Source organism: Bradyrhizobium sp. SZCCHNR3119, assembly GCF_032487775.1.
Taxonomy (GTDB): Bacteria; Pseudomonadota; Alphaproteobacteria; order Rhizobiales; family Xanthobacteraceae; genus Bradyrhizobium.
In genome coordinates this window covers 207,974-224,855 of sequence record NZ_JAUEUV010000002.1, presented here as the reverse complement: position 1 = coordinate 224,855, position 16,882 = coordinate 207,974, and the positions used below count along the sequence as shown (strand labels likewise).

18 protein-coding genes are annotated in these 16,882 nt (G+C 63.0%); 10 read left to right on the top strand and 8 right to left on the bottom strand.

The genetic code is table 11. The features are described 5' to 3' along the window. Window positions 1-1,635 carry an acyl-CoA synthetase gene (locus QX034_RS28315; RefSeq protein ID WP_315767819.1) on the bottom strand — a complete coding sequence of 545 codons (1,635 nt, stop codon included), beginning with the start codon at window positions 1,633-1,635 and terminating at the stop codon, window positions 1-3. 257 nt (window positions 1,636-1,892) lie between these two features. Here QX034_RS28315 and QX034_RS28310 point away from each other — a divergent pair, with 257 nt between their 5' ends. After that, complete coding sequence (locus QX034_RS28310; protein WP_315767818.1) at window positions 1,893-2,411, top strand: DUF3828 domain-containing protein; 519 nt, start codon at window positions 1,893-1,895, stop codon at window positions 2,409-2,411. A 51-nt stretch (window positions 2,412-2,462) separates the two neighbouring features. Further along, window positions 2,463-2,738 carry a GNAT family N-acetyltransferase gene (locus QX034_RS28305; RefSeq protein WP_315704297.1) on the top strand — a complete coding sequence of 92 codons (276 nt, stop codon included), beginning with the start codon at window positions 2,463-2,465 and terminating at the stop codon, window positions 2,736-2,738. Between the two features lie 140 nt (window positions 2,739-2,878). Here QX034_RS28305 and QX034_RS28300 read toward each other — a convergent pair whose 3' ends face one another. Beyond that, on the bottom strand, window positions 2,879-3,286 hold the full coding sequence (locus QX034_RS28300) for a DUF3597 domain-containing protein (RefSeq protein WP_315704107.1): 408 nt from the start codon (window positions 3,284-3,286) through the stop codon (window positions 2,879-2,881). Between the two features lie 362 nt (window positions 3,287-3,648). On the opposite strand from QX034_RS28300, the gene QX034_RS28295 reads away from it, so the two are divergent. Further along, window positions 3,649-4,560 carry a DUF2189 domain-containing protein gene (locus QX034_RS28295; protein ID WP_315751169.1) on the top strand — a complete coding sequence of 304 codons (912 nt, stop codon included), beginning with the start codon at window positions 3,649-3,651 and terminating at the stop codon, window positions 4,558-4,560. Between the two features lie 242 nt (window positions 4,561-4,802). After that, entirely contained in the window at window positions 4,803-5,624 is an 822-nt protein-coding gene (locus QX034_RS28290; RefSeq protein WP_315742254.1) for a lytic murein transglycosylase, read from the top strand. 69 nt (window positions 5,625-5,693) lie between these two features. Here QX034_RS28290 and QX034_RS28285 read toward each other — a convergent pair whose 3' ends face one another. Beyond that, entirely contained in the window at window positions 5,694-5,957 is a 264-nt protein-coding gene (locus QX034_RS28285) for a hypothetical protein (protein ID WP_315704298.1), read from the bottom strand. A gap of 555 nt (window positions 5,958-6,512) precedes the next feature. Between QX034_RS28285 and QX034_RS28280 the strand changes: the two genes are divergently transcribed. From QX034_RS28280 to QX034_RS28260, 5 genes are all read left to right on the top strand, one after another. Then, entirely contained in the window at window positions 6,513-6,665 is a 153-nt protein-coding gene (locus QX034_RS28280) for a DUF1127 domain-containing protein (RefSeq protein ID WP_315704110.1), read from the top strand. Window positions 6,666-6,813: 148 nt separating this feature from the next. Continuing rightward, a complete protein-coding gene (gene trmFO / locus QX034_RS28275; protein ID WP_315704111.1) occupies window positions 6,814-8,244 on the top strand; it encodes a methylenetetrahydrofolate--tRNA-(uracil(54)-C(5))-methyltransferase (FADH(2)-oxidizing) TrmFO in 1,431 nt (476 codons plus the stop codon). Window positions 8,245-8,251: 7 nt separating this feature from the next. After that, window positions 8,252-9,352, top strand: coding sequence for an AMP-binding enzyme (locus QX034_RS28270; RefSeq protein WP_315704112.1), 1,101 nt, complete (start codon window positions 8,252-8,254; stop codon window positions 9,350-9,352). Window positions 9,353-9,546: 194 nt separating this feature from the next. Further along, entirely contained in the window at window positions 9,547-10,431 is an 885-nt protein-coding gene (locus QX034_RS28265; protein ID WP_315704113.1) for a TauD/TfdA family dioxygenase, read from the top strand. 179 nt (window positions 10,432-10,610) lie between these two features. Beyond that, window positions 10,611-11,327, top strand: coding sequence for a TauD/TfdA family dioxygenase (locus tag QX034_RS28260; RefSeq protein WP_315704114.1), 717 nt, complete (start codon window positions 10,611-10,613; stop codon window positions 11,325-11,327). Between the two features lie 7 nt (window positions 11,328-11,334). On the opposite strand, the gene QX034_RS28255 is transcribed toward QX034_RS28260, so the two are convergent. The 5 genes from QX034_RS28255 to yajC form a co-directional block, all read right to left on the bottom strand. Next, complete coding sequence (locus QX034_RS28255) at window positions 11,335-12,201, bottom strand: phytoene/squalene synthase family protein (RefSeq protein WP_315704115.1); 867 nt, start codon at window positions 12,199-12,201, stop codon at window positions 11,335-11,337. After that, the gene (locus tag QX034_RS28250; RefSeq protein WP_315704116.1) at window positions 12,198-12,581 is read right to left on the bottom strand and encodes an Mth938-like domain-containing protein; all 384 of its coding nucleotides are present in this window, start codon (window positions 12,579-12,581) and stop codon (window positions 12,198-12,200) included. Before QX034_RS28250 ends, QX034_RS28255 begins: the two co-directional genes overlap by 4 nt. Before the next feature lie 47 nt (window positions 12,582-12,628). Next, window positions 12,629-13,648 (bottom strand): protein translocase subunit SecF, encoded by a 1,020-nt coding sequence (gene secF, locus QX034_RS28245; RefSeq protein ID WP_315704117.1) that lies wholly within the window; start codon window positions 13,646-13,648, stop codon window positions 12,629-12,631. A gap of 8 nt (window positions 13,649-13,656) precedes the next feature. Then, window positions 13,657-15,258, bottom strand: coding sequence for a protein translocase subunit SecD (gene secD, locus QX034_RS28240; RefSeq protein ID WP_315704118.1), 1,602 nt, complete (start codon window positions 15,256-15,258; stop codon window positions 13,657-13,659). A 71-nt stretch (window positions 15,259-15,329) separates the two neighbouring features. Continuing rightward, window positions 15,330-15,692: a preprotein translocase subunit YajC gene (yajC, locus tag QX034_RS28235; protein WP_315704119.1), complete on the bottom strand. Its 363-nt coding sequence runs from the start codon at window positions 15,690-15,692 to the stop codon at window positions 15,330-15,332. A 201-nt stretch (window positions 15,693-15,893) separates the two neighbouring features. Here yajC and QX034_RS28230 point away from each other — a divergent pair, with 201 nt between their 5' ends. After that, complete coding sequence (locus QX034_RS28230) at window positions 15,894-16,862, top strand: ATP-binding protein (protein ID WP_315704120.1); 969 nt, start codon at window positions 15,894-15,896, stop codon at window positions 16,860-16,862. Window positions 16,863-16,882 lie beyond the last annotated feature (20 nt).

Sequence of the window (16,882 nt, the reverse complement as noted above, 5' to 3'; positions counted from 1 at the left end):
TCAGCCCTGCCTCGTTGTCAAGTCAAGCAGCCCGCGCGCGACCAATTCGTCCCGTACCAGGCGCTTCGGCACCTTGCCATAGCCGGATTTCGGCAAGGCATCCCAGAAGAAGAACCGTTTCGGCATCTTGTAGCGCGGCAGCTTGGTGGCGAGATAGCCGGCCATGTCGGCTTCGGATGGAGCCGTGATGCCCTCGCGGGCCACGCACACGGCAATACCGACCTCGCCCCAGACCGGATCGGGCACGCCGAGCACGGCGACTTCGCCGATATCCGGATGGGTCAGGATCTTTTCCTCGACCTCGCGCGGATAGATGTTGGAGCCGCCGGAGATGTACATGTCGGAGGCGCGGCCGGTGATGTAGACGAAGCCCTGCGCGTCCATGTGGCCGAGATCGCCGGTTCGGAACCAGCCGTTGCGAAACGCCTTCGCGTTGGCTTCGGGATTGTCGTAGTAGCCCGCGAACACCGCCGGCCCGATCACGCAAATCTCGCCGGTCTCGCCCGGCTTCAGTTCGCGTCCTGCGTCATCCTGGATCGACACCTGCATGCCGGTGCGCTCATAGCCGCAGGTCCCGATCCGCGCCTCGGGCCCATCCTCCTCCTCATGCAGCGGCGCCGGCAGCACGGTGATGTTGCCGGTGACTTCGCCGAGCCCGAAATATTGCACGATGACCTTGCCGAGCTTGCTCAGCGCCCGCTTCTGGTCCTCGCGATACATCGGCGCACCCGCATAGATCACGTGACGCAGCGAGGAATGATCGAACTGATCGACGGCGGGATGCTCGACCATCATCTTCAGGATCGTCGGCACGGTGAAGAGATTGCTGACGCGATGCGTCTCGATCAGCCGGAAGGCCTCCGCGATGTCGAACTTCTCGCTCGGCAGCAGCACCGTCTTGGCGCCGCGCGCGCTCTGCATCAGCTGGTGCACGCCGGCGCCATGCGACAGCGGTGCGACCACGAGCGAGGCATCATCGGCCGTCGTGCCCGGTGTGAGATCGGCGAGATGATTGGTGATCACGAAGGCCATCTGGCCGTGCGTCAGCACCGCGGCTTTCGAGCGGCCCGTGGTCCCCGAGGTGAAGAAGAACCAGCAGGGATCGTCGTGTTCCACCGCGGCATTCTCAATTCTCACCCCCGCATGCGCCTTCATCGCCTCGCCCACCGCGCGCTCGCCGAACGTGCCGGCCTCGCCGACGCGCCAAGTGAAGGCAGGACCGGTCACGGCCGCTGCGTGGCCGGGAAAGTCGCCATGACAAAGGAAGGCTTTCGCACCCGAGGCGCTGGCGAGATAAGCGACCTCATCGGGCATCAGGCGGAAATTGGTCGGCACCCAGACCGCGCCGAGCCGGAACGCCGCGAACATCGAGACGAACATCTCGTCGCAATTCTTCGAATGCACGAGGATGCGGTCACCCTTGACGAGGCCCCGCTGAGCGAGCGCAGCGGCGAGCGCCGAGACCATCTGGTCAATTTCGCGCCAGGTCCACGATCGCTCCCCCCACACGAAGCCGATGCGGTCGCCGAGCCTGCGGCCGTTTTGCGTCACGATGTGCGCGAGATTCATGACCCGGCGCGACATCCGAAGCAGCCCGCCGTTCGGCGCGAATTCCATCGCCGCGCCGCTGCTCATGGACGTTCCGTCGCGACGATGCCGAACAGCTCAGACTTCATGGCATTTCCTCATGGAAGAACGACGCGGCGGCCGCGCCGCTCTTTACCCTCTGTTTATCTCCTTCCTGCAATCGCCTGCAAGCTCAGCAAGACAATGTCACCGATCCGTTCCGCGACATCGAACGGAAAGGCGTGCTGCACGACAAACCACGACGACGAACCTTGGGCGCTGCCTGCAACATCGGGGCACGCGCGGTATTTTGATTAAGGACAGCCATGCTCAACCGCCGTATCGTTCTCGCCGCCACAACTGCGCTCCTCGCCTCGCCTGTGTTGGCGCAGGCGCCCATGGCCAACGATCCCGTCGCGATTCTCACCGCGATCTACACCCGCGCTGCCCGCGGCAAGGGAGATGAGGGCGGCGGCTTCATCATCGATAGCAAAGCAGCGAAAGCGAAATTCCTGTCGAAGGCGCTGATCGCACTCTGGGCCAAGGCCGATGCTCATACGCCGAAGGGCGATGTGGGGCCTGTCGACTTCGATCCCGTCACCAACTCGCAGGATCCGGACGTCGCCTCGTTCAAGGTCACGCAGGAGAAGATGGAGGCCGATAGGGCGACCCTCGCCGTATCGTTCACGGGCCACCGCACCGAGCGCAAGAACCAAGCCGACCAGATCATCCGCTATGACTTCGTGCGCGAGGGGGACAAATGGAAGATCGACGACATCAAAGGCGCGGTCGATGGCCAGCCATGGTCGGTCCGCGCCATGCTCGCGGCTTCGCTGAAGAGCTGACGTTGCAGGCCCAAGCAGCCCGCTTACATAAAGGCATCAGTGATGCGAGAGATGCAAATGCCGGTGCGCGACAACAGAGAACAAAGCCGCTTCGAACTCGAGGTCGAGGGCAAGATCGCGTTCGCCAATTACCGGCTGACGCCGCAGGCCGTCATCATCACCCATACCGAGACGCCGCTCGCGTTGCGCGGACGCGGCATTGCTTCTGACCTGGTCAAGGGCGCACTGGAGCTGATCCGTGCCGAGGGACGGAAGGTGATCGCAGGCTGCAGCTTCGTCGCTGTCTATCTGCGCCGGCATCCCGAATACCGCGATCTCGCGGCCTGAACGGTTCCGTAGACGTACCTCAGGCGCTACAACGAACCCGACGACCGGGAGAGACCCGGATGTTCGCTAATCCAGCCACAACAAAAAGGCCCGCACCGAGGCGGGCCCTTCAGGGTTCCACTCGACGAGCGAGACGAGACCTAGTGCTTGATCTCCGGCGGCAGCTTGCCGCCATTGGCCGCAAGCTTTGCCATCACCTGCTTGTGCAGCCAGACATTCATGCTTGCCGAATCGTTGGTGTCGCCGGTGTAGCCGAGCTCCTTGGCCAGCTCCTTACGGGCGGCGAGGCTCGAATCGATATCGAGGGCCTTCATCAGGTCGACGATCGATGTCCGCCATTCCAGCTTCTCATGCTTGGCAGCGGCAGCCTTGTCGACAATGGCCGCGACATCGACGCTTTGCGGCGCGGCAGCTGGCGCGGAACTTGGCGCAGCGGGCGCGGCCGACGAAGCCGGCGTCGAGCCTGGCGTCGGTGCTGCTCCGCCAGCCGGCGCGGCCTCGGCATGATGGCCGAAAATCGCGCTCATGATTTTTCCAAAGACGCTCATCAATGGCTCCTAATGGATTTCGACTTTGTGTGAAGAACTTGATCGGCTGCCTTTTGTTGCGTGACGACGAAACGGGGCCCACCGCCGCCACGCCGCCGGTAAACGCCTGCAGCGCGGCCAATGTTGAAGCTTACCCAAGGCGGAATGACGGCGAAATGACGCATCGTTGTGTGCAACGCGATATAATCCACCGTCACCGAGCCGTGAGCGCGGAGGATGATGATTTCGAGTATGCTTCTGACTTCAGTTCGCGAGAGGCCATCCGTCGGTTCGTCGCGCCTGGCCAGATCGCGAGCTTTCCGAAACCGGCGTGCCTGCCTCTTCCGGCAACGTGCAAGGCAGGATGAAGGGAGCGAACGACCATGGCGACTTACCACGGCAATGTCGTATCACACGCTCGGCCAGGCGACGCGGTCGCTTCCGAGCTGACCATCCGGACTATCGATCTTTCCAACCTGTGGCGCGCGCTGCGGCTCGGCTGGGACGACTTCAAGGCGATGCCAAGCCACGCGCTGATGCTGTGCGCGATCTATCCTGTGCTTGGCTTGATCCTCGCACGCGCGGCGTTCGGCTATTCGGTGGTTCCGCTGCTGTTTCCGCTCGCCGCGGGCTTCGCCCTGCTCGGCCCGTTCGCCGCGGTCGGACTCTACGAACTGAGCAGCCGACGCGAAAGCGGGATGGTGAGCTCGGCCTGGGATGCCTTCGAGGTGCTGCGCTCACCTTCGTTCGGCGCGATGCTCGGATTGGGCACGCTGCTATTGGCACTGTTCGTCACCTGGGTGGCCATAGCGCAGACGATCTATATTGCCGTGTTCGGCTATGGCGGGGCGACCGGCTTTGGCGATTTCGTCCGCCGCGTCCTCACCACCGAGCAAGGCTGGTGGCTGATCGCGGTCGGCTGCGGCACCGGCTTTCTATTTGCGCTGCTGACGCTCTGCATCACCGTCGTGTCCTTCCCCCTGATGCTGGATCGCCGGGCGGGCGCGCTGGAAGCAATGGTCACCTCGCTCCGGGTCACCGCCAAGAACCCGTTTGCGGTCGCGGCTTGGGGACTCGTCGTGGCCGCACTTCTGGTCATCGGCACGATCCCATTCTTCCTCGGACTTGCGGTGGTGATCCCCCTGCTCGGTCACGCGACCTGGCACCTCTATCGTGAGGTGATCGCGGTCGACCCGAACGCGGAACGACTGGCGCCGCCGTCTCCCCCGCGGCGCAAGCCGGCCGCGGATTTCCCTGCCAACTTGTTCCCATGGCGGTCGGACGATGGCGTCTAGGACACCATGAACCCTGACAAGATCTACGCCGCCGAGGAGGTCGGCGGCGGCCTCGCTTTGCTCAAGACCGCATTCCACGCGCGTCGCTATCGGCGCGTTAAGCAATCCTTATATGATTGCGCCGACAGGTCAGCCTGTCCCATACGGCAACGTGATGGGTGGGCCATGGTCTGGCCGCGGTTACGCCCAACATGGCGACCCGCGTGATACCGGTTGAAATGATTTCATCCCAGGTGCGTTCGATGTCCGCTTTTCGCTTTTTCCCCGCCGTCGCCCTGTGCGCGGCATTCGCGTTCACCCCCTTCGACTCGGCACGCGCAGCGGCGGCCTGTGGCAGTGGCAGCTTCGATGCGTGGCTCGCCGACTTCAAGACGGAGGCTACGGCAAAAGGCATCTCGCAAGCTGCCGTCACCGCAGGCCTGAACGGGGTGACGTTCGATCAAAGCGTGCTGACGCGCGATCATTCGCAGAAGGTGTTCACGCAAAGCTTCGAGGAGTTCTCGGGCCGTATGATCCCGCCGCGGCTGATGCGCGGCTCCAATATGCTGAAGCAATATGGCTCGGTGCTGTCGCGAATCGAGGAGGCCTATGGCGTGCCGGGCGAGGTCCTGGTGGCAATCTGGGGCTTGGAGACCGATTTCGGCGTCAACATCGGCAAGTTCCCGACCATCCGCGCGTTGGCGACCTTGGCTTACGATTGCCGCCGGGCTGACGAGTTCCGCGCCGAGCTGATGGACGCTCTGCGCATCGTGGAGCGCGGCGATCTGTCACCGACTGAGATGCGCGGCGCGTGGGCCGGCGAGATCGGGCAGACCCAGTTCATGCCCTCCTCCTGGCTCAAATTTGCAGTCGATTTCGACGGCAATGGTCGGCGCGACCTCATGCGCAGCGCGCCTGATGTCCTCGCCTCGACAGCGAACTATCTCAAAGGCCATGGCTGGCAGCGCGGCAAGGATTGGGAACCCGGCGGTCCTAATTTCGCGGTTCTGCAGCAGTGGAATAAGAGCGACGTCTATGCCCGCACCATCGCCGCGTTCGCCACTCAACTCTCGCACGCGCCATAGGCGGCTAGGAAATAAGAAAGGCCGATCGCCATGGCGATCGGCCGAATATCTTAAGTGAAACGGCTACGTTTATTTCGCCAAACCGGCCTGCGCGGCCTTCGACAGGTGCACGGCGCAAACTCCCATCTTGCCGTTGAGCAACGCATCCTGCGCCAAAGCGACTTCCTTTTCGGCCGTGTATTTGCTGTCGCCATCGGCCATGGCCTCGATCGCCGTTTCCGTCTTCTCGAGATTTGCGCCGCTGCAACCGCCGCCCACCTTCGCGGCCTGCGCAGGCAGCACTGCGCTCAGCGAAGCGACCAACACGGCTGAGCCCACGAGCTTCATCTTCATGCGATTTCCCCAGTTATTGACCGGCCCCGACGCCATTGCCGGGCCATGCGACATTTTGTCGCATAACGAGTTCCGCCTCCCAATGAATTCGCCGCGAGGAAAATGTGATGCGCGCCGGCCGCAAGGGCGCATGCAGGACCAAGTATTTCGATGACAGGCCTGTAATGAAGCCCGACAACAGTTCAGGCTCCGTGGAGGTCGGCTCAGAAAAATCCGATGACCGAGCCCGCTCGCATCTCGTCCATGGCTCTCGATGCATCAGCGAAGTGAACTATAATTCACTCATACGGGAGAGCCTACGCAAGAAAATGCGATGAGCCCGACCGTCTGCCCCTGGGGTGACCCGGCCGATTCGCTCGATAGACCGTCAACGTGTTGAAGTTACTTTAATTTATGAGATTTCACGATCCCCTAATGGTCCCTTACCAAAGCTATGCATTGATCGTTTAGCTGCAGCGCACCATTTGCGCTTCTGCATCGCAGCAATCCTATCTATATTCATTTCAACGATACGGCTCTGACCAAAAGCTGAATCGTGAATACAAGGAGATTCTCATGTTGCTCTCGCTCATTCGCATGATCCAGGCGTTCCGGGAGTATCAGCGCAACGTTGCCGAACTGTCGCAGCTTAGCGATCGCGAGCTCGCGGACATCGGTCTCGACCGCGCTGACATTCCGCGCGTCGCCGCCGGTCACTACAACGGCTGATAGCCTGTTCCGACGTCTTGACGGACAGCGCCCGCCTTCTGGCGGGCGTTGTCGTTTGGGAGGCCGAGGCCGGAGTTCCGATCGATCCGCGTGATCGACGTCTCATGGCGCATTTCCCTCCAGCAGGAAACGCGCTACCTGTCCGCCCATGACCGCCAAATCACTTCGCGAACCCGTCCACGTCGTCGGCGCAGGCCTCGCCGGCTCTGAAGCTGCTTGGCAACTCGCCGAAGCGGGCGTCAGTGTGATTCTACACGAGATGCGCCCGGATCGGATGACCGAAGCGCACCGAACCGCCTCGCCGGCCGAGCTCGTGTGCTCCAATTCCTTCCGCTCCGATGACGCCGCAAACAACGCCGTCGGCCTCTTGCATGCGGAGATGCGCAAACTCGGTTCCTTGATCATGCGCGCCGCCGATGCCAACCAAGTGCCGGCCGGTGGCGCACTGGCGGTCGACCGGGATGGCTTTTCCGCTGCGGTGACCAAGGCGCTGCAGGAACATCCCCGAATCGAGCTTTGGCGCGGAGAGATCGCCAGCCTGCCACCGGCGGATTGGGACAATGTCATCGTCGCGACCGGCCCCCTCACCTCCGAGCCCCTCGCCGAAGCGATCCGGGCTCTGACCGGTGAGGACGCGCTTGCCTTCTTCGATGCGATCGCGCCGATCGTCCACAAGGAAACGATCGACATGTCGGTGGCCTGGTTTCAGTCGCGCTACGACAAGGTCGGTCCCGGCGGCACAGGCGCGGACTACATCAATTGTCCCCTGACGAAGGAGCAGTACGATTCGTTCGTGGCCGCGCTGCTCGCGGGCGAGAAGACCGATTTCAAGGAATGGGAGACCAAGACTCCCTATTTCGACGGCTGCCTGCCCGTTGAGGTGATGGCGGAGCGCGGCCACGAGACGCTGCGTCACGGCCCGATGAAGCCGGTCGGCTTAACAAATCCGCGCAACCCAACCGTCAAGCCCTATGCGATTGTACAGCTGCGCCAGGATAACAAACTCGGCACGCTCTACAACATGGTCGGCTTCCAGACCAAGCTGAAGTATGGCGCACAACAGCGGGTGTTTCGGACCATCCCAGGCCTTGAGAACGCCGAGTTCGCGCGGCTCGGCGGCCTGCACCGCAACACGTTCTTGAACTCGCCGAAGCTGCTCGACGAGCAGTTGCGCCTTCGCGCACAACCACGGCTGCGCTTTGCCGGTCAAATGACCGGCTGCGAAGGCTATGTCGAATCGGCCAGCGTCGGCTTGATCGCGGGCCTCTATGCCGCGGCCGATGCATGTGGCCAGCAGCTTGCTCCGCCCCCGCCGACCACGGCGCTTGGCGCGCTGCTCGGCCATATCACTGGGGGCCACATCGAGACCGTCGATGCCGGCCCGCGCTCGTTCCAGCCGATGAACATCAACTTTGGGCTATTCCCGCCGCTCGCGAGCGCGCCGACCAAAAAGCCTGACGGCACGCGCCTGCGCGGCAACGAGAAGACGATTGCCAAAAAACAGGCGCTCAGCGCCCGGGCCCTCGCCGATCTCGACCGCTGGATCGCGGACCATCTTCATATCGCAGCCGCTGCGTGAGTTTCCGATGAGTTTGCCGAAGGACGACGCCAGGGTGCTGTCGTCGCGCTGGAGCGATGGCGTTTTGCTCAAGCGCGATGTGTTTTCGACGGTCGAGCGTGGCCGTTTTCGCACGGACGACGGCGAGGTCGACGCCGTACTGCGCCGGCTCGACGAAGTGCCATGGTGGTCGTTCCTGCTGGCGCGGCATCTGTTCGCCAGGGAACGCAAGGCACTGACATTGGCGAAGGACCTCGATGTTGGTCCTGGTCTCTTGTGGGCCGGAAACCGTGCACTGGTGCGAGGTTTCATCGACGGCGTCGCACTGCATCTTGCCAAGCCGCGCGGCAATGTCGCCTATTTCCGCTCGGCCAAGCAGGCGCTGCACCGGCTGCATCGCGCGGGCATCACGCATAACGATCTCGCCAAGGAACAGAACTGGCTGGTGAGCCGCGACGGCCGCTGTTACGTCACCGATTTTCAGCTCGCGGCGTGCTTCTCGACGCGCAGCCGTCTCTTTCGGATCGCCGCCTATGAAGACCTGCGGCACATGCTCAAGCACAAGCGCACCTACGCGCCGGAGGCTTTGACCCCGAAGGAACGCAAGATCCTGGCGCGCAAGTCAGCGTTTGCCCGGATCTGGCTGATGACCGGCAAGAAAGTGTATCGGGGGATTACCCGCGGCATCTTCAACTTCACCGATCGCGAGGGCGGTGGCCGCCGTCTGGTCAATGATGCTCCGGTCTTGATGGAGCTGATCCGCAAGAACTCCGATGTCCGCGACGCCGCGATCGTGGCCTTTGCAGATCGCCGTACAGGGGTCGGCCTTTACGCCTTTGTCGAAGCCGACCGGAGTTCGCTCGAGGCTCAGCTGCAGAGCGAACTTGCGGCCGCGAAGGGACCGAAACCGCCGGAACATATCCAGGTCGTGCAGGCGTTGCCGCGGGACGCGAGCGGCAAGCCGCGCACCGAAATCCTGCAGCTCGTCGCCATGAACCAGCTCGACCTGATCGAGCCGATGATGACAAGCGAGACCGACCGCGCGTTTCTAAAGGACATCCTGGACTCCCGGAAGAACCTGCGCGATCGCTTCAATTTCGAGGCTGACCTTCAGCAGCCATCCCACTGATCGGACGGCTGAGGCTTCACCTGCCGGCCTAATCGCAACGAGGTTGCCGTCGCGCTTCATCGAAGCGAACTCTCTCGGCGACGGATCATAACCGTCGCGGGACAGGAAGGACGTGCAACACCCTGCTTACCGGACGCATCCGATCGGCAAAATCTGCTATGGTGGATCCAAAGCTCTTAACGGAGGATCCGGTCATGGACATCGATACCCCTCGCGCAGATGAATCTGCGTCGCTCACGATCGTTCCGACCGGGCGGGCACTCGGCGCGGAGGTCAGAAATATCGACCTCAAGCGCCTCGACGACCGGACGTTCGCCGCCTTCCTGCACGCTTTCCACGCGCACTCCGTGCTGCTCGTGCGCGGTCAGACCTTATCAGACCAGGATCTGATCGCCTTCAGCCGCCGCTTCGGCGAACTCGACTGGGCACCAGTGCAGGAGAATGGTCGCCGCTTCGTCGAGGGACTGCCGGAAATCTACATCGTCTCCAACGTCAAGCAGAATGGCGAGGCGATCGGCAGCCTGGGCTCGGGCGAGGCGGTCTGGCACACCGATATGTCCTATCTCGACATGCCGCCGATCGCGAGCGCACTCTATGCCCTGGAGATCCCGCCAGTCGGCGGCAACACTTCGTTTTGCAGCATGTATGCGATCTACGACGCCTTGCCGGACGAGTTGAAGCGCCGCATCGCGGACCTGAAGATCAAGCACGACGGCACCTACAACAGCGGCGGCTTCGTACGTCAAGGTGTGACGCCAACGGACGATCCGCGCACCTCGCCCGGCGCGGTTCATCCTCTGGTCTGCATCCATCCCGATACAGGCCGGCGAATGCTCTATCTTGGTCGCCGTCGCAACGCCTACCTGGTTGGTCTGGAGCTTTCGCAGTCCGAGGCACTGCTCGACGAACTCTGGACCTATGCCGCGCGCCCCGATTTTTCCTGGGAGCATGTCTGGCAGGTCGGTGACCTCGTCATCTGGGACAACCGCTGCACCATGCACCGGCGCGATCCGTTCGACGACAATTCCAGGCGGATCATGCATCGGACCCAGATCAAAGGAACGGCACGCCCAGCGTAAGCCGTCTTAACGCAAGGTTGCGTTAATCCGCGTCCAACTTTTGACTCATGTCGCCGAACTGCGCCGACAATTTGCAGATCTCGGCGCAGTCCTCCCGCGAAATGCCGCGCCGCCGAAACAAGCCCGACAAATTACCGTGTTTTGATTTCCCTCACTGAGTAAAACGAGGGAGATCGCGCGTGAATCTCGGACGCAACGTCGCGCAGAAGGTGTCAGGCAGCTTGATCGAGGTCATCCCGACCGCAAGAGCGCTCGGCGCCGAAGTCCGCGACGTCGATCTGCGGTCGTTCGATGATTGGGCCTTTGCCGGCTTCATGCGGGCGCTGCTGAAACATCAGGTACTGCTCGTTCGCGGCCAGACTCTATCCGATCATGAACGCACAGCGCTCAGCCGGCGCTTCGGAAATGCGGCCGTCATCTACACGCCCTTTGGGGCAACCCTCGGCAAAGCTGCCACGTTCTACAGTCTGTATGCCGCCTATGACGCACTTCCGCCTCGGCTCAGAAGCCGGATTGCGCATCTTAAAGCGAGACAACTCCTCACCGCAGACGAGGGTCCCCCGCTCTGGCCGGTCGGGTCCATTCAGTCCGCGACCAGCGGCACCGTGCAACCGTTGGTAAACATCCATCCCGATACCGGGCGGTCCCTGCTCGCGCTCGGCTCGCGACGCCATGCCTATCTGGTTGGCCTGGAGCTTGCCGAATCGGATGCGTTGCTCGACGAGCTCTGGGATTTCGCGGTCCGCCCGGAATTCGCTTGGAGCCATGTCGGTCGGCAAGGCGATCTTCTGGTCTGGGATGCTCGCTGCACGATCCATCGCGCCGATGTCGCGATCCCGCCGCCGCAGCGGCTGCTGCATAGTGCCGAGATCTGGAGCTCGATTGGACCGGCTTGATCCAGCTTCAGCGGCCGCGGAAGAGCCCCGACTTCGAAGCGCGCCATAACGTCCACAAGGCCGACAGGTGCGAGCGTGCTTGGGGGCGGAACGGATCGTTATCTGGACGCGAAGCGCGTGCAAGGTCGCGGCGCAGGAGCGCCAGCGGCAGGAATACTGGACGAGTCTCGCGCGGCGCCTCAGCAAGCAACGCCAGGGCCATGTCCAGATGCTGCCGTGCCTCCGCGAGCAAATCGCCCAGCGCCGCGCGAAGTGCGGGCGTCAGCTGACCCGTGAAGACCTCCTCGAGGTTGCTGCCGTGACGCTGCAGAAGATCGAGGGGAATGAAGAGTTGCCGGTGAGCAGCATCTCGGGGCAATGATGCCAGCAGCTGCAGAATTCCCTGTGCAAGCCCAGCGTGACGCACGAGATGGTCGATCTCGGACGACGGCGGAGCCGTAATCCTTGCCGCCAAGGCGAACAGCGCCGCATGCGTGTCGCTGAGATAGCCGTCGAGCGCCGCCATGGTTGGCATTGGATCGTTGTAGAGATCGAACTGATGCTCGTCGATCAATCGTGTCAGGGGATCGAGCGGCAATGAAAACGCGCGCACCACCGATCGCAGCTCGGCCGCGACCGGATTGCCCTCTACGCCGCCATGCTCCTCGCCTGTGAGGGCGTCGCTCCACCACTGCAGGCGAATTTCGCCAGGCAGAGGCTGGGATACGACATCCCTGATGCGGGAGATCTCGACGTCGAAAGCGTAGAGCGCCAGCAGCGCGCGCCGCAGATCTGGCGCGACGAACAGCGTTGCCGCATAGCGATCAAAGTCATGCTCGCGCACCAGCGCAGCGCAGAACGCCGCGGCACCGTCGCCATCGACCGTTCCACTCATGGAACGGCAATCAGCGCGGCGGCGACCCGTCGCCGCTCACCGATCATGATGTTATAGGTGCGGATCGCAGGACCGGTTTGCATGGGATCGAGCACAACCCGCAGCGCACGCAAAGCCGCGCGCAGGTCATTCGGCGGGATCCAGACCTCGGTTCCGGTGCCGACGATCAACGTGTCGATGGTATTGGCCGCATCGAAAACACGTTTGAGCGAATAGCGATCGATCTGGCCGGGCTGCGTCACGTCCCAGGCCCAGATCGAATCCGGCAGGCACAGCAGCGAGCCGCGATGCGACATGCCGGCAAAGACGAAACCGCCCTTGCCGTAGCCGTCAATCGGCGCCGATCGTGGAAAATGCGGGGTGTCGTTGGGATTGGCCATGCCCGACCTAACTTGCGGCCCTCGGATATGATCCGAGGGATTCCGGATCAGGGCGACTTCTTCTTCGGCGCGGGCTTGTCCTCCTGCGCCTCGGCGCGGACCGAGTGCACGCCAAGATAGATCAGGATGGGCGAGGCGATGAAGATCGAGGTGTAGGTGCCGACCAGCACGACGCCGAACATCATCACCGCGGTGAAGCTGTGGATGGCCTGGCCGCCGAACAGAAGCAGCGCGAGCAGCGCAAGCGTCACGGTGACGTGGGTGATGATCGAGCGCGACAGCGTCGAGTTGATCGATTCGTTGAGCAGCTGCGGCATCGGCATCTTCTTGTAACGGCGCAACATCTCACGGATACGGTCGTAGATCACGACGGTATCGTTGAGCGAGTAGCCGAGGATCGTCAGAAGCGCCGCGATACTGGTGAGGTCGAAATCGACCTGGCTGATCGACATGAAGCCGATCGTCAGCACGATGTCGTGGACGTTGGCGATCATGGCGCCGAGCGCGAATTGCCATTCGAACCGGAACCAGAGGTAGATCAGGATGGAGACGATCGCCAGCATCAGGCCGAGCATGCCGTAGGCCAGGAATTCGCCCGAGACGCGCGGTCCCACCACCTCGACGCGGCGATAATCGACCGCATCGCCCAACGCGGCCTTCACCTTGTTGGCGGCCTCCTGCTGCGCGGTGTCGCCACCGGGCTGCTCGGCGACGCGGATCAGGACCTCTTCAGGACCGCCGAACTGCTGCAGCTGCACCTCGCCGAGGCCAAGCTTGCCGAGCGTCGCACGCATGGTGGCGAGATCGGCAGGTCCCGACTTGGAGCGGACCTCCAGCAAGGTACCGCCCTTGAAGTCGATGCCCAGGTTCAGGCCGTGGGTGAAGAACAGCGTGATCGCCATGATCGACAGCACCGCCGAGATCGGGAAGCTGATCCGCCGGAACTGGGTGAAATCGAAATGCGTGTTGTCGGGCACGATGCGCAGCGACGGCAGCACGCCAAGTGCGCTGACCACCGCCAGCACCACGATCAGGATGCCAAGCCCGAGAAGAATCCAGTGTGTCACGGCAGCTCCTAAATGGGCACGCTTTGCGGCCGCTTCCACCGCACCCACCACGCCACGATCAGGCGGGTCAGGGTAAAGGCGGTGAAGACCGTGGTGATGATGCCGATGCCGAGCGTCACGGCGAAGCCGCGCACCGGCCCGGTGCCGATGTAGAACAGCACGGCGGCGGCGATGAAGGTGGTGATGTTGGAGTCGAGGATGGTCGACAGCGCGCGCTTGAAGCCGGCGTCGATCGCCGAGATGGCGTTGCGGCCGCCGCGCAGCTCCTCGCGGATGCGCTCATAGATGAGCACGTTGGAGTCGACCGCGATGCCGACCGTCAGCACGATGCCGGCGATACCGGGCAAGGTCAACGTGGCGTTCAGGAACGACAGCACGCCGAAGATCATCGCCACGTTCACGGCCACCGCGATGTTGGCGAACAGGCCGAACAACCGGTAGGTCAGCAGCATGAAGACGACGACCAGGATCGAGCCGACATAGGCCGCGAGCTCGCCCTTGGCGATCGAATCCTGACCAAGGCCCGGACCGACCGTGCGTTCCTCGATCACGGTAAGTGGCGCCGGCAGCGCGCCGGCACGCAAGAGGATCGCAAGTTCGTTGGCGGACTGGACGGTGAAATTCCCGGAGATCTGGCCGGAGCCGCCAGTGATCGGCTCGCGGATCACCGGCGCTGAGATCACCTTGTTGTCGAGCACGATCGCAAACGGCTGCCCGACATTTTCAGTGGTCGCTTGCGCGAATTTGCGCGAGCCCGCCGAATTGAAGCGGAAGGTGACGATCGGCTCGCTGGTGCGCTGGTCGAAGCCGGTCTGTGCGTCGCTGAGATCGCCGCCGGAGACGAGCACCTGCTTCTTGATCACATAAGGCTGGTTGGGTGCCGACGCGCTCTGCAGCACCTCGTCATCCGCCGGTACCCTGCCCTGCAGCGCCTGGTCCACCGGGACCGACGTATCGACCATGCGGAATTCCATCTTGGCCGTCTTACCAAGCAGCTCCTTCAGCTGGGTCGGGTCCTGCAGGCCGGGCACCTGGACCAGGATGCGATCGGTGCCCTGCCGTTGAATGACGGGCTCGACGGTGCCCAGCTCATTGACACGCTTCTCGACGATCTGGATTTCCTGGTCGATGGTCTGGCGGATGCGATCGGTGATCGCCGCCTGAGGAATGGTCAGCCGGATCAGTCCACCCCCGGCGTCGGAGACCTCCAGCGAACGCTGACCATTGGAGCCAAGCAAGCCGCCGAGCGGCTGCGACAGCTCGCGCAGCTTGGACAGCGCGGTCGGAACCTCGGTCTCCTTGCTGATCTTGACCTCGACGACATCGCCGCGTGTGGCAAGGCCCGTATAGCCGATCTTGGCATCGCGCAGCGTGCGGCGCGCGTCATCGCGGACGGAGTCGAGCCGCTCCTTTTTGATGTAGTTGGAATCGACCTCGAGCAGCAGGTACGAGCCGCCCTGCAAATCGAGGCCCAGCACAAGGTGCCGCTGCGCCCAGAGCGGCCAGCTCTTGACGGTCGCCTCAGGGAAGAAATTGGGGACGGCGCACAGGCACACCACGAGCGCCGTGAGGATGATGCCCAGCGCCTTCCACCGCGTGAAATAAAGCATTTGCGTGATCCGTCAGATCAGAGCGACCGTTCGGCGCGACACCGACGCGCCACGAATCCGTAAGGACAAATTCAACTCGCCGCCTTCTCGTCCTTCGCGTCGGCCTTCTCCTTGGCCGGCTCGCCCTTGGTGCGGACACCGGTGATCATCTGCCGCATCTGCCGCACGCGGACGCCGTCGGCGATCTCGAACTCGACCTGGTCATCGTCGATGACCTTGGTGACCTTGCCGACCAAGCCGCCCTGGGTGACGATCGTGTCGCCCCGGCGGACGTTCTTGACGAGGTCGGCGTGCTCTTTGACCTTCTTCTGCTGCGGCCGCAGGATCAGGAAGTACATGATCACGAAGATCAGCGCGAAGGGCAGCAGCGACATCAGCATGCTGTTGGTGTCGCCGGCGGCCGCGGCCTGGGCATAGGCAGGAGTGATCAGCATGCGCTTTGGTCCTCGTGAGGTCCGTCTCGTCGGGAGACGGGAATCGCCGGCGAGCCGCCGGGCGGCGGGCCGGACAGGCAGGAAATTCGCGCGGAATATAGCGGCCTTAGTCCCAATTGCAACGTGGACCAGCCTTTCATTTAGGCAAGCTTGCGACCGCCGCCCCGGGTCGATATGGCTGCACGGTCAGGAACTTGCAGCATGTCAAAAAAAGCCGTCAAAGCCCGCTCCCGAAAGCCCGCCAAATCCGCATTGCAAAAGCAACTGAAAGTCGCGGCAAAACGCCTCGGCACGTCGGCGGACGACACACCCCAGCGCATTGCCGTTGCGCTGGAGGCCATTGCGGCGCACCTCGCCGCATCGGCGCCGCCTGCGAACAGGCTCCCCTCGTTCGAGGACGCCGATGCCTTCGTCTGGCATCCGAACGGACGGCTCGGCACGGTGCCGCGGGTCAGCCGCGTCGAGATCGATCTGCTGAAGGGCGTCGACCGGATGCGCGACATCCTGATCGAGAACACCGAGCGCTTCGCCGACGGCCTGCCTGCCAACAATGCGCTGCTCTGGGGCGCGCGAGGCATGGGCAAATCATCGCTGGTGAAGGCCGCGCACGCCACCATCAATCTGGATCGCAAGGGCACCGATCGGCTGAAGCTCATCGAGATTCACCGTGAGGATATCGAGAGCCTGCCCGCCCTGATGGACATCCTCCGCGCGTCCTCGTTCCGCTTCATCGTGTTCTGCGATGACCTCTCCTTCGACGGCAACGATGCCTCCTACAAGTCGTTGAAGGCGGTCCTGGAGGGCGGCATCGAGGGGCGGCCGGAGAACGTGATCCTCTACGCCACCTCCAACCGCCGCCATCTGCTGGCGCGCGAGATGATCGAGAACGAGCGATCCACCGCGATCAATCCGGGCGAGGCCGTCGAGGAGAAGGTCTCGCTGTCCGATCGATTCGGGCTATGGCTCGGGTTCCACCGCTGCAGCCAGGACGAATATCTGGCCATGGTGAACGGCTATTGCAGCCATTTCGGCATCAAGGTCGACGAGCAGGAGCTGGAGCACGAGGCGCTGGAATGGGCCACCACGCGCGGCTCGCGCTCCGGCCGCGTTGCCTGGCAGTTCATCCAGGACCTGGCCGGACGGCGCGGCGTCAGGCTGACAGCGGAGTGAGCTAGCCAAGCCGCAGTCAT